Annotated in this window: 12 protein-coding genes and 1 tRNA gene; 7 read left to right on the plus strand and 6 right to left on the minus strand. The window is 66.2% G+C overall.

Annotation, left to right across the window (positions count from 1 at the left end; genetic code table 11):
* Positions 1-8: 8 nt before the first annotated feature.
* The 3 genes from phoU to phoR are packed head-to-tail and all read left to right on the plus strand — an operon-like array spanning position 9 to position 2,823.
* On the plus strand, positions 9-713 hold the full coding sequence (gene phoU, locus CFB46_RS10385) for a phosphate signaling complex protein PhoU (RefSeq protein WP_027784089.1): 705 nt from the start codon (positions 9-11) through the stop codon (positions 711-713).
* 31 nt (positions 714-744) lie between these two features.
* Positions 745-1,446 carry a phosphate regulon transcriptional regulator PhoB gene (gene phoB / locus CFB46_RS10390; protein WP_006750313.1) on the plus strand — a complete coding sequence of 234 codons (702 nt, stop codon included), beginning with the start codon at positions 745-747 and terminating at the stop codon, positions 1,444-1,446.
* 57 nt (positions 1,447-1,503) lie between these two features.
* Positions 1,504-2,823: a phosphate regulon sensor histidine kinase PhoR gene (phoR, locus tag CFB46_RS10395; protein ID WP_089499932.1), complete on the plus strand. Its 1,320-nt coding sequence runs from the start codon at positions 1,504-1,506 to the stop codon at positions 2,821-2,823.
* Between the two features lie 85 nt (positions 2,824-2,908).
* Here the strand turns inward: phoR and ppk1 are convergent, their stop codons facing one another.
* A complete protein-coding gene (ppk1, locus tag CFB46_RS10400; RefSeq protein WP_089499933.1) occupies positions 2,909-4,972 on the minus strand; it encodes a polyphosphate kinase 1 in 2,064 nt (687 codons plus the stop codon).
* Between the two features lie 279 nt (positions 4,973-5,251).
* Between ppk1 and ppx the strand changes: the two genes are divergently transcribed.
* Complete coding sequence (gene ppx / locus CFB46_RS10405) at positions 5,252-6,766, plus strand: exopolyphosphatase (RefSeq protein ID WP_027784092.1); 1,515 nt, start codon at positions 5,252-5,254, stop codon at positions 6,764-6,766.
* A 98-nt stretch (positions 6,767-6,864) separates the two neighbouring features.
* Here ppx and CFB46_RS10410 read toward each other — a convergent pair whose 3' ends face one another.
* Both CFB46_RS10410 and CFB46_RS10415 read right to left on the minus strand, forming a co-directional pair.
* On the minus strand, positions 6,865-7,299 hold the full coding sequence (locus tag CFB46_RS10410) for a hypothetical protein (protein ID WP_089499934.1): 435 nt from the start codon (positions 7,297-7,299) through the stop codon (positions 6,865-6,867).
* Positions 7,300-7,489: 190 nt separating this feature from the next.
* Positions 7,490-7,566, minus strand: a tRNA-Pro gene (locus CFB46_RS10415).
* Between the two features lie 161 nt (positions 7,567-7,727).
* On the opposite strand from CFB46_RS10415, the gene sixA reads away from it, so the two are divergent.
* Both sixA and CFB46_RS10425 read left to right on the plus strand, forming a co-directional pair.
* The gene (sixA, locus tag CFB46_RS10420; protein WP_179235055.1) at positions 7,728-8,189 is read left to right on the plus strand and encodes a phosphohistidine phosphatase SixA; all 462 of its coding nucleotides are present in this window, start codon (positions 7,728-7,730) and stop codon (positions 8,187-8,189) included.
* Between the two features lie 170 nt (positions 8,190-8,359).
* On the plus strand, positions 8,360-9,166 hold the full coding sequence (locus tag CFB46_RS10425; RefSeq protein ID WP_034206968.1) for a GNAT family N-acetyltransferase: 807 nt from the start codon (positions 8,360-8,362) through the stop codon (positions 9,164-9,166).
* 206 nt (positions 9,167-9,372) lie between these two features.
* Here the strand turns inward: CFB46_RS10425 and CFB46_RS35855 are convergent, their stop codons facing one another.
* On the minus strand, positions 9,373-9,543 hold the full coding sequence (locus CFB46_RS35855; RefSeq protein WP_175888554.1) for a hypothetical protein: 171 nt from the start codon (positions 9,541-9,543) through the stop codon (positions 9,373-9,375).
* Between the two features lie 136 nt (positions 9,544-9,679).
* Between CFB46_RS35855 and CFB46_RS35860 the strand changes: the two genes are divergently transcribed.
* Entirely contained in the window at positions 9,680-9,856 is a 177-nt protein-coding gene (locus CFB46_RS35860; protein WP_089499936.1) for a hypothetical protein, read from the plus strand.
* 18 nt (positions 9,857-9,874) lie between these two features.
* Here the strand turns inward: CFB46_RS35860 and CFB46_RS10435 are convergent, their stop codons facing one another.
* Complete coding sequence (locus CFB46_RS10435; protein ID WP_089499937.1) at positions 9,875-11,254, minus strand: MATE family efflux transporter; 1,380 nt, start codon at positions 11,252-11,254, stop codon at positions 9,875-9,877.
* A gap of 10 nt (positions 11,255-11,264) precedes the next feature.
* A complete protein-coding gene (locus CFB46_RS10440) occupies positions 11,265-11,588 on the minus strand; it encodes a DUF2288 domain-containing protein (protein WP_089499938.1) in 324 nt (107 codons plus the stop codon).
* Positions 11,589-11,625 lie beyond the last annotated feature (37 nt).

Consider the following 11,625-nt stretch of genomic DNA (forward strand, 5'->3'; position numbering starts at 1 on the left):
CAACAATCATGTCGGATAAACATCTGTCGAGCCAGTTCGATGCGGACCTGAATGCCGTGTCGTCGAAAGTGCTGGAAATGGGCGGACTCGTGGAGTCGCAGATCGTCGGCGCGATGCACGCGCTGAACGAATTCGATCGCGATGCGGCCGAGAAGGTGATCACGGCCGAGGAAACGCTGAACGCGATGGAAGTGGACATCGACCAGGAGTGCGGCAACATCATCGCGCGGAGGCAGCCGGCCGCGCGCGACCTGCGCCTTTTGATGTCGATTTCGAAAACGATTACGAACCTCGAGCGCGCCGGCGACGAGGCCGAGAAGATCGCGAAGCGCGTGCGCCGCCTGGTCGACGAGCCGGCCGCGCGTGCGGTCAACATCGCCGAGATCAAGGTGTCGGGCGAGATGGCCGTGTCGATCCTGCGCCGCGCGCTCGATGCGTTCGCGCGTCTCGATACGGTGGCCGCCGCGCAGATCGTCAAGGACGACAAGGAAATCGACATGGAATTCCGCGCGTTCGTGCGCAAGCTCGTGTCGTACATGCAGGAAGATCCGCGCACGATCTCGGTCGGCCTCGACTACCTGTTCATCGCGAAGGCGATCGAACGGATCGGCGACCACGCGAAGAACATCGCCGAATTCATCATCTACATCGTGAAGGGCACCGACGTGCGGCACCAGCCGCGCGACACGCTCGATCGCGAAGCCAACAGTTAATCGACTCCGTATAGGAAGAACAGAGGTGCCGATGCCCAGCAACATTCTCGTCGTTGAAGATGAGCCCGCGATTTCCGAACTGATCTCGGTGAATCTCCAGCACGCCGGTCACTGCCCGATCCGTGCGTACAACGCCGAACAGGCGCAGAACCTGATCAGCGATGTGCTGCCCGATCTCGTGCTGCTCGACTGGATGCTGCCGGGCAAGTCCGGTATCGCGTTCGCGCGCGACCTGCGCAACAACGAACGGACCAAACACATCCCGATCATCATGCTCACCGCCCGCGGCGACGAGCAGGACAAGGTGCTCGGCCTCGAGATCGGCGCGGACGACTACGTGACGAAGCCGTTCTCGCCGAAGGAATTGATGGCGCGCATCAAGGCCGTGCTGCGCCGCCGCGCGCCGCAGCTGACCGAGGACGTCGTGTCGATCAACGGGCTGCGCCTCGACCCGGCCACGCATCGCGTCGCCGCGCACGGGGACGGCAGCGAGATCAAGCTCGATCTCGGCCCGACCGAGTTCCGCCTGCTGCATTTCTTCATGACGCATCCGGAGCGCGTGCACAGCCGCACGCAGCTGCTCGACCAGGTGTGGGGCGACCACGTGTTCGTCGAGGAGCGCACCGTCGACGTGCACATCAAACGATTGCGCGCGGCCTTGAAACCGGCCGGCTGCGATGCGATGATCGAAACCGTGCGCGGCAGCGGCTACCGCCTCGCCAAGCACGCGTAACGTATTCGGGCATGCCGTGTGCCGCGGCGTGCCGTTCATTCTTTCGGACGCTGAATCATGAACATCATCTGGGCGCGCTTTCTGGTGTCGCTCGTGCTGCTCGTGCTGATCGGCGTATTGGTCGGCGTCTTCGCCGGCCCGACCGCGGGCCTCGTGTTCGTGGTCGTGATGCTGGTCGCGCAGGGCTTTTTCAGCACCTTCCATACGCAACGTCTGTGGCGCCTGCTCGATGCGCCGGTCTACGGCGAAGTGCCGAGCGCGCCGGGCATCTGGGGCGAGATCTACTATCGGCTGCACAAGCTCGCGAAGCAGTGGCATGCGCAGGTGCGCCAGGTCGAACAGCAGCACTCGCGCTTCATCCAGGCGATCCAGGCATCGCCGAACGGCGTCGCGATGCTCGACGACCACGACCAGATCGAGTGGTGCAACGCGATCGCCGAAGTCCATTTCGGCCTCGATGCGAAGCGCGACCTGCGCCAGCACATCACGAACCTGGTGCGCCATCCCGATTTCGTCCGCTACCTGAATGCGCAGCATTACGAGGAGACGCTGTTGATGCGCGGCATGGGCGACTCGCGGCAGAACGTGCTGGCCGTGCAGGTGTTTCCGTACGGCGAGAACCGCAAGCTGCTGCTCACCCAGGACATCACCGAGCTCGAGCGCACCGACGCGATGCGGCGCGACTTCGTCGCGAACGTGTCGCACGAGTTGAAGACGCCGCTCACCGTGCTGTCGGGCTTCCTCGAGACGATGCGCGAGCTGCCGCTGAACGAGGAGGATCGCGCGCGCTATCTCGACATGATGGAGCAGCAGGCGTCGCGGATGCGGCACATCGTGACCGACCTGCTGGTGCTCGCGAAGCTGGAAGGCGAGAGCAGGCCGCCGGTCGATCACGCGATCGACATGCGCGCGGTGTTCGATCATCTGAAGGAAGATGCGCAGACGCTGTCGAGCGGGCATCACGACATCGCGTTCTCGATCGACGAGACGCTCGGCGTCACGGGGGCGCAGACGGAGCTGTTCAGCGCGTTCGCGAATCTCGTCACGAACGCGATCCGCTATACGCCGGACGGCGGCAAGATCGTCGTGTCGTGGCGGCGCGAGGGCGCGCAGGGCGTGTTTTCCGTCACCGACAGCGGCTTCGGGATTCCGGCCGCGGACCTGCCGCGGCTCACCGAGCGCTTCTACCGCGTCGACCGCAGCCGTTCGCGCGATACGGGCGGCACGGGCCTCGGGCTTGCGATCGTCAAGCACGTGCTGCAGCGGCACGACGCGCATCTGTACGTGCAGAGCGAGGAAGGGCGCGGCAGTACGTTCACCGCGCGGTTCCCGGGCTCGCGCATCATCGCGATCCGTCCGGCCGCTTACGAAGCATGATCGCGTAGCGGTCCGGCGTAAAAAAAGCAGCCCGCGGGCTGCTTTTTTTGGCGAAGCGGCGCTCGACCCGCATCGCGCCGACGGCTCACGTGCAGAACTTCGCGAGCAGCCCGAGCTGCGCGTTGCGGATCGTCTTGCCGGTGCGGCGGCGGCGATAGTGGCCGTCGCTGTGCATCTGCCATGCCGACTGGTTGTCGCCGAGGCATACCGACAGCCCTTCGGCGATCACGCGCCGCTTGAGCTTGCGCTCGCGGACCGGGAACGCGACTTCGACGCGGCGGAACAGGTTGCGGTCCATCCAGTCGGCGCTCGACAGATAGACTTCCTCGGCGCCGCCCGCGTGGAAATAGTAGATGCGGTGGTGTTCGAGGAAGCGGCCGACGATCGAGCGCACCGTGATGTTTTCCGACAGCCCCGGCACGCCGGGCTTCAGCGCGCACACGCCGCGCACGATGAGGTCGACCTTGACGCCGGCCTGCGACGCTTCGTACAGCGCGGCGATCACCGACGGCTCCAGCAGCGCGTTCATTTTCGCGACGATGCGCGCGCGCTTGCCGGCCTGCGCATTGTCGATCTCCGCGCGGATCGAATCGATGATGCGCGGATGCAGCGTGAACGGCGACTGCCACAGCTCGTGCAGCGTCAGTTCGCCGCCGATCCCGGTCAGTTGCTGGAAGACGTGATGAACGTCCTCGCAGATCTTCTGGTCGGCCGTCATCAACCCGAAGTCGGTGTAGAGGCGCGCGGTGCGCGGATGGTAGTTGCCGGTACCGAGGTGCACGTAGCGGCGCAGCGTCGCCTTGCCGCTCTGCACGACGCGTCGCACGATCAGCATCATCTTCGCGTGGCACTTGTGGCCGACCACGCCGTACACGACATGCGCGCCGACGGCTTCGAGCTGCGACGCCCAGTTGATGTTGGTTTCCTCGTCGAAGCGCGCGAGCAGCTCGACGACGACGGTCACTTCCTTGCCGTTGCGCGCGGCTTCCATCAGCGCGTCCATCAGCGGCGAGACGGTGCCCGTGCGGTAGATCGTCTGCTTGATCGCGACGACGCTCGGGTCTTTCGCGGCCTGCTGCAGCAGTTCGAGCACGGGCTGGAAGCTCTCGTACGGGTGATGCAGCAGGATGTCGCCGGCGTCGATCGCGTCGAACATCGTCGGCGCGTTGGTGATGGCGGCAGGGGTCGATGCGGTGAACGGCGCGAACTTCAGGTCGGGTCGGTCGACGAGATCGGGAATCTGCATCAGGCGCACGAGATTCACGGACCCGGCCACGCGATAGCAGTCCTTGTCGCCGAGTTCGCTTTCCTCGAGCAGGCGTCGCACGATGTGCAGCGGCGTGTCGGCCGATACTTCGAGGCGTACCGCGTTGCCGAGATGGCGCGCGGGCAGTTCGCCCTGCAGCGCGACACGCAGGTTCGTGATTTCGTCTTCGTCGACGAACAGCTCGCTGTTGCGCGTGATGCGGAACTGGTTGCAGCTCTTCACGACGAGTTGCGGGAAGAGTTCGCCGACGAAGCGCTGCATGAACGAGCTCAACAGCACGAAGCCGTGCTCGAAACCCGACAGCGCATGCGGCATGCGCACCACGCGCGGCAGCGCGCGCGGCGCCTGCACGATGCCCATCACGGCCTGGCGGCCGAACGCGTCGCGGCCTTCGAGCTCGACGACGAAGTTCAGGCTCTTGTTCAGCACGCGCGGGAACGGGTGGGCGGGATCGAGGCCGATCGGCGTCAGCACGGGCAGCAGTTCGTCGAGGAAGTAGTGGCGCGCCCATTCGAGCTGCTCGTCGTTCCACGAGTCGCTCGCGTGGAAGTAGATGCCTTCCTGTTCGAGCGCCGGCAGCACGGTTTCGTGCAGCATCGTGTACTGTCGATGAACGAGCCGCTGCGCGCGTTCGACGACGAGATCGTAAGCGTGCTGTAACGACATGCCGTCGGGCGTCAGCGCGCCGGGGTTGTCGCGGATTTGCTCCTGCAGGCCGGCCATCCGGACTTCGAAGAATTCGTCGAGATTGCTGCTGGTGATGCAGATGAAGCGCAGGCGCTCGAGCAACGGGACTTGCGGATCGGCCGCCTGGGCCAGCACGCGCTCGTTGAAACCGAGGATGCCGAGTTCACGATTGAGAAGCGGGTAACGGACGGACATCGGCAGAGTAGGGGGTGATTCAGGCGATGATTCGAAAGGACGCTCGGAAACTCTCACGGTACGATGACGTGCTGATGACAGTAATGGTTTTATATCGGGAAATTCTACGCCGTAACCCTTTCGTCGCATAAATGTTTCGGCTATATGGAATCGAGCAGTGTGCATGCCCGTGAAGCGTGGCAACGGCAAGCGTTCCACGCTTAAAATGTCGCCTTTGATTGATCCCGCGCGGTTGCCGGAACGGCTGCCGCGGAAGAACGCGCACGGAGCCCCCTTCTGATGGTTACAACTCCCCACTTGCTGGCTGCCGTGGATCTCGGCTCGAACAGCTTCCGGCTGATCGTCGGGCGCGTCGAGGAAACGCCGGCGGGCAGCCAGATCTATCCCGTCGATGCGCTGCGCGAGCCGGTTCGGCTGGCCGCGGGCCTGTCGAGCGACAAGATGCTCGATCGCGCGTCGCAGGAGCGTGGCTGGGAGGCGCTCAAGCGGTTCGGCGAGCGCCTGCGCGATTTCCATCCCGATCATGTGCGCGCGGTGGCGACCAACACGCTGCGCGTCGCGAAGAACGCCGCCGAGTTCCTCGGCGAGGCCGAGGCGGCGCTCGGGTTCCCGATCGAAGTGATCGCGGGCCGCGAAGAGGCGCGCCTCATCTATGCGGGCGCCGCGCACTCGGTGCCGGCGAGCGCCGGCAAGCGGCTCGTCGTCGACATCGGCGGCGGCTCGACCGAATTCATCATCGGCTCGCACTACACGCCGATCGTGATGGAGAGCCTCTATATCGGCTGCGTGAGCCATAGCCGCACCTTCTTTCCGGCCGGCAACGTCGACGAATACACGATGCGGCAGGCCGAACTCGCGGCCAAGCGCGAGATCCAGATCATTTCGAGCGAATACAAGAAGGCCGGCTGGGACCAGGCGATCGGTTCGTCCGGCACCGCGCGCGCGCTCGCGGAGCTCGTCGAGGCGAACGGCTTCAACGATCCCGGCATCACCCACGGCATTTCGCGCGGCGGCCTCGAGCGGCTCAAGCGTGCGCTGATCAAGTCGGAGAACGTCAACCGGCTGAAGCTGGTCGCGCTGAAGCCCGACCGCGTGCCGGTGCTCGCGGGCGGCCTGGCGATCATGCTGGCGGTGTTCGAGGAACTCGGCGTCGACTACGTCGATACGACCGACGGCGCGCTGCGCCTCGGCGTGCTGTACGACCTGCTCGGCCGGACGCAGCACGAGGACATGCGTGCGGTGACCGTCGAGGGCTTCACGCGCCGCTACGGCGTCGATCGTGCGCAGGCCGAGCGGATCGGTGCGCTCGCGGGGCGTTTCTACGACGAACTCGAGGAAGACGACGAGGAAGCGCGCGAGGAAGGGCGGATGTTCCTCGGCTGGGCGGCCGCGTTGCACGAGATCGGCCTGTCGATCTCGCACAGCGCGTATCACAAGCATTCGGCCTATATCGCGAGCAACGCGGACATGCCGGGTTTTTCGCGTACCGACCAGGCGCGGCTCGCCGCGCTCGTGCTCGGCCATGCGGGCAAGCTCGGCAAACTGTCGCAGGCGCGCGAGGTCGAATGGCCGCTGCTGTTCTGCCTGCGGCTCGCGGCGCTGCTGTGCCGGCGCCGGACCGATGCGGGGCTACCCGACATTTCCGTTTCGCGGATGAAGAAGGGCGGGTATGAGGTGCGTCTGCCGGGCGCATGGGTCGAGCAGAACCCGTTGACCGACTACAGTCTCAGCCAGGAGGCGGCGGAGTGGGAGAAGGTCGGTATCCCGTATCGCGTGGTGTATACCGGCGCGTGACAGGTCGATAGCGGGCCCGCAAGACGCTCGGGGCGCCGGTTGGAGGCGATACGCGGCGGCGCGCCGTCAGGCGCGGCCGCACTCGTGTGGCGGTCCGCTCAGTCCGACGAGCAGACGATCGCCGTCAGGAACGGGAACGCCTGCTTGACGGTTGCGTCGCTGCCGGCCTTGCGCACCGCTTCCTCGACCGAACTCTTCGTGCCGCGCACGACGACCCCGTAGGCCCAGTCGCCGATCGGCGTGCCGTCGCCCGCCCGGAAGATCGGGTCGTTCGCCTGGTAGCCGAGCACGACGTAGACGCCGAAGCCGTAGGCCGTCAGCGGGCGGTTCGTGCGGAATGCATTGACCGAGTTCGATTCGACGTGCATCGGCTCCGACTGGATGTCGCCGGCGGCGAGCAGCGGCGCGACGAACTTGTGGCCGGTCGAATGGCAGTCGAGCGCGTCGTCGAGCGCTTTCGCCGACGCGGTGCCGGCGGTGGCAAGCACGAGTAGCGACGCGCAGAGGATTGGCTTGAGAACGTTGTTTTTCATGCGCGGTTTGCGGGTTGTTCACACGTATTATCGCGTGTTCCAGCAAGTTCCGTGCGCGGGCTTGGCAGTTGAACCGTGTCCGGGCCGCATCGCCGCGAGCCCCGAAAATGGACGGCCGATTCAAGGACCGTAAAAAGTGCCCGTAAACGGAAAAGGGGCTACGGTGTTCAACCGTAACCCCTTGATTCCTTGGTCGGAGCGATAGGATTCGAACCTACGACCCTCTGATCCCAAATCAGATGCGCTACCAGGCTGCGCTACGCTCCGACGAGCCAAAGATAATAACGTCGAACGACCGATTCGGTCAATCAAGATATGCGGGTAAATGCCGCGGCCGCGAACCGGCCAGGATTTGCGACAATTCTCGTGATGATCGGCCGGTCCGCACGCAAGCGCGCGCGGCCGCTCGCCGGAGCAAGGAGAACATCATGATGAACCTGATTCTGTGGCGCCATGCCGAGGCCGAAGACTACGCGACGAGCGATCTCGCGCGCCAACTGACCGTGCGCGGCCGCAAGGACGCGCAAACGATGGCCAAATGGCTGCGCGGCCGGCTCGAGACGAATACCGTGATCCTCGCGAGCCCGGCGGCGCGCACCGTACAGACCGTCGAGGCGCTGACCGACCAGTACCGCACCGTCGATGCACTCGCGCCGGGCGGCAGCGTCGACGACGTGCTGGCGGCGGCCGGCTGGCCGGAAGGCATCGCGCCGACGGTCGTGATCGTCGGCCACCAGCCGACGCTCGGCAGCGTCGCCGCGCAATTGATCGCCGGCGGCGACGACAGCTGGAGCGTCAAGAAGGGCGGAATCGTGTGGCTGGCGAGCCGCACGCGCGACGGCAGCCGGCAGGCCGTGCTGCGCGCCTTCCTGACGCCCGAACTGGTGTGAGGCCCGTCTGAATTGGTTTGAAGGGATTGATCATACGGTTTCGCAAGCTTTCTGCTAAAGTCAAATCGGCGACACGTCATTGAAAGGACACGGTCGTGCCACATAACGGTCACGGCCGATTACTACATTGGCGGGCATGTCGTCCTATTCCTTACGATCAGGAAAGCCTAATGCGAGAACTGCCGACGCCTACGCTCCCTTTTGCCTCGCTGCCCCTCGACACGTCGCGGCGCCACCTGCCGCGCGCCAGTGAAACCGTCACATCGGAGTATCGCCTGCGCGCCGCATGGGCGCGTACGGAAGACGAATTGCGCGAAGCCCAGCGCCTGCGCTACAGCGTGTTCGCCGAAGAGATGGGCGCGCAAGTCAGCGGCCCTTCCGGTCTCGACGTCGATCCGTTCGACGCGTATTGCGATCACCTGCTGGTTCGCGATCTCGACACGCTGAAAGTCGTCGGCACGTACCGCGTGCTGCCGCCGCACCAGGCGGCGCGTGTCGGCCGCCTGTACGCCGAAGGCGAATTCGACCTGTCGCGCCTCACGCACCTGCGCGGCAAGATGGTCGAGGTCGGTCGCTCGTGCGTGCACAGCGACTACCGCAGCGGCGCCGTCATCATGGCGCTGTGGGGCGGCCTCGGCGCGTACATGATGCAGAACGGCTACGAGACGATGCTCGGCTGCGCGAGCGTGTCGATGGCCGATGGCGGTCACTACGCGGCGAACCTGTATCAGTCGCTGTCGGCAGGTTCGCTGACGGCACCCGAGTATCGTGCGTTCCCGCACACGGCGCTGCCGGTCGACGAACTGCAGACCGGCACCGTCGTCGCGCCGCCGCCGCTGATCAAGGGTTACCTGCGTCTCGGCGCGAAGATTTGCGGTGCACCGGCCTGGGATCCCGACTTCAACTGCGCGGATTTCCTGACGCTGTTCCGCCTGTCGGACATCAACGCGCGCTACGCCCGCCACTTCCTGGGTTGAGCGGTCCGAATCGCGGCGCGCCTTCCGAGGCGCGGCGCGCGCAAGCGAACGCCGTCGCGTGGCCGGTGCCGCGCGACGGCGTTCGTGTATCCGGTCCGTGTGTGCGTATCGGGCCCTGATAATTTCAGCGGTACGCAGCTAGCACCGCGCCGCTGGGCGGCACGTTCGCGGCGGCCCGAAGGAGGGCCGCACGGCAGCCGGTGCGCTCAGTGCTTGCGCCGCCAGTCGAGCAGGTGGTGTTCCGCCATCCAGTGGTGGATCATTCCTTCGCCTTCGTGGCTGCGCTTGTATTCGCGCGACTCGAAGTACGACAGCGCGACCAGCACCATCACACCGATGAACAGGCCGATCAGGCCCGCAATTTCTTCCGACGACATGGCAGCCTCCTTTCAACGGCACAGCGCCATGCGTACATAGTAGGACATGCGCGGCGCAACCCTGAAACCGGATTTCCGCTAGACTCGGCGCGGTCCCGGCGTGCGATGGGCGCGCCGTCTTCCGGAGCCCTACCTGATGACCCGTTTCATGCTGGCCGTGCTGGTCGCATCCCTTCTTGCCGCCTGCAGCAGCGATCCCCGCCAGGCGCGCCGTGGCCACCCGCCGGCGGACCCGGCCGACTATCACGGCGTGCCGACCGACATGACGCCGCCGTCGATGCTCGATGCGCCGTCGCCGAAACCCGTGCAGTAACGCTCGCGCGGCCCACTGTCACGCACGGGCCGCGGACGCGGCCTGCGGGTCGGCGCCGATGCGCCGCAACAGCGCCGGCAGGTAGCGCGCGAGCGTCGCGCCGCGCGCCGCCATGAACAGCAGCAGCGCGAACCAGAGGCCGTGATTGCCGAAGGTGCCGACGGCGGCGAGCGTGGCCACGATGAAGATCGACAACGACACGGCCATCGCGCGCATCAACGATTGCGTCTGCGTCGCGCCGATGAACACGCCGTCGAGCAGGAAGCCCCAGACCGACACGATCGGCGAGATCGCGGCCCACGGCAGGTAGCGCAGCGCGACGGCGCGGATCTCGGCCTGATCGGTCAGACGCGCGACGATCCAGCCGCCCGCCGCCCAGTAAGCGAGCGCGAACAGCAGCGCGCCGAGCGCCGACCAGAACAGCGTGACGCGCACGGCCTGCCGGAATGCGTGACGATCGCGCGCGCCGGCCGCCGCGCCGACGAGCGCCTCGGCCGCATGCGCGAAGCCGTCGAGGCCATACGCCATGAAAGTCTGAAAATTCAGCAGCAGCGCATTCGCGGCGAGCGTCGCGTCGCCTTGTTTCGCGCCGAGATGCGCGAACCACCCGAACGCGCCGAGCAGGCACAGCGTGCGCAGGAAGATGTCGCGATTGAGCATGATCAGCCGCTTGAGCGCGATGCGGTCGGCAAGCGCGCGTACCGCGAGCGGTGCAAGGCCGCGCGGCCGCAGCCGCCACAGCATCCACGCGCCGAGCGCGAAGCCGCACGCGTCCGCGGTGGCGGTCGCGGCGCCGATGCCGGCGATGCCCCAACCGAAACCGTACACGTAGAGCAGCACGGCGCCGATGTTCACCGCATTGATGAACACTTGCGCGACGAGTGCGAGCCGAACGCGCTGCACGCCGAGCAGGTAGCCGAGCACCACGTAGTTCGCGAGCGCGAACGGCGCGCTCCAGATCCGTGCGTGGCTGTAGGCGAGCGCCGTCGCGTGGACGGCATCGCTGCCGCCGAGCACGGAGAGCGCGAACGACAGCAGCGGCACCTGCAGCGCGAGCACCGCGGCGCCGAGCGCGAACGCGACGATCAGCGCGCGCAGCAGATTCAGGCGGATCCCTGGGGCGTCGCCGGCGCCATGCGCTTGCGCGACGAGGCCGGTCGTCCCCATCCGAAGAAAGCCGAAGCCCCAGAACACGAAATTGAAGAACAGCCCGCCGAGCGCGACGCCGCCGAGATATTGCGCCCCGTCGAGGTGGCCGGCGACGGCCGTGTCGACGGCGCCGAGGACCGGCTGGGTCAGGTTCGCGATGACGATCGGGAACGCGAGCGCGAGGACGCGCCGATGCGTGACGGCGGCCGCGGGGGCGCCGGCTCCGTGCGGTAAGGCGGATTCGGACATGGCGGACGCGTCAGGCGCGTTCCTGCACGCAGACCCACGGCGAGACGACGACCGCCCACAGCTCCGGGTTGCGCGCCGCGTAGTCGGCGGCGGTCTCGGCCGGCATGCGCGCGACGAGTCCGGATGACAGCCAGCGCGTGACCTGTTCGGCATCGTCGCTGGCGACCGCTTCCGCGACGCTGACGAGATCGAGGTCGCGCGCAATCGACAGCAGCTTGCCCTGCGCGAAGAAGCGCTCGAGATCGCACCAGTCGATCTTGGCGGTCTCGCCGAGGAGTTTGGCGTAGAGCGGGCTGTGCGACGCGCCCGTGGCGGAGTGTTGATCAGAGGACATCGGTTTTCTGGAATAGCTGCGTGGCGCCACTATAAAC

The sequence above is a fragment of the Burkholderia sp. HI2761 genome (assembly GCF_002223355.1).
Classification (GTDB): domain Bacteria; phylum Pseudomonadota; class Gammaproteobacteria; order Burkholderiales; family Burkholderiaceae; genus Burkholderia.

What these genes read in the sequence shown, in the direction of transcription:
- CFB46_RS35855 (WP_175888554.1), bottom strand. Translation starts at nt 9,543, where the DNA reads ATGTCGTCGGAAGAAATTGCGGGCCTGATCGGCCTGTTCATCGGTGTG.
- phoU (WP_027784089.1), top strand. Translation starts at nt 9, where the DNA reads ATGTCGGATAAACATCTGTCGAGCCAGTTCGATGCGGACCTGAATGCC.
- CFB46_RS10425 (WP_034206968.1), top strand. Translation starts at nt 8,360, where the DNA reads ATGCGAGAACTGCCGACGCCTACGCTCCCTTTTGCCTCGCTGCCCCTC.
- phoR (WP_089499932.1), top strand. Translation starts at nt 1,504, where the DNA reads ATGAACATCATCTGGGCGCGCTTTCTGGTGTCGCTCGTGCTGCTCGTG.
- sixA (WP_179235055.1), top strand. Translation starts at nt 7,728, where the DNA reads ATGATGAACCTGATTCTGTGGCGCCATGCCGAGGCCGAAGACTACGCG.
- phoB (WP_006750313.1), top strand. Translation starts at nt 745, where the DNA reads ATGCCCAGCAACATTCTCGTCGTTGAAGATGAGCCCGCGATTTCCGAA.
- ppk1 (WP_089499933.1), bottom strand. Translation starts at nt 4,972, where the DNA reads ATGTCCGTCCGTTACCCGCTTCTCAATCGTGAACTCGGCATCCTCGGT.
- CFB46_RS35860 (WP_089499936.1), top strand. Translation starts at nt 9,680, where the DNA reads ATGACCCGTTTCATGCTGGCCGTGCTGGTCGCATCCCTTCTTGCCGCC.
- CFB46_RS10440 (WP_089499938.1), bottom strand. Translation starts at nt 11,588, where the DNA reads ATGTCCTCTGATCAACACTCCGCCACGGGCGCGTCGCACAGCCCGCTC.
- ppx (WP_027784092.1), top strand. Translation starts at nt 5,252, where the DNA reads ATGGTTACAACTCCCCACTTGCTGGCTGCCGTGGATCTCGGCTCGAAC.
- CFB46_RS10435 (WP_089499937.1), bottom strand. Translation starts at nt 11,254, where the DNA reads ATGTCCGAATCCGCCTTACCGCACGGAGCCGGCGCCCCCGCGGCCGCC.
- CFB46_RS10410 (WP_089499934.1), bottom strand. Translation starts at nt 7,299, where the DNA reads ATGAAAAACAACGTTCTCAAGCCAATCCTCTGCGCGTCGCTACTCGTG.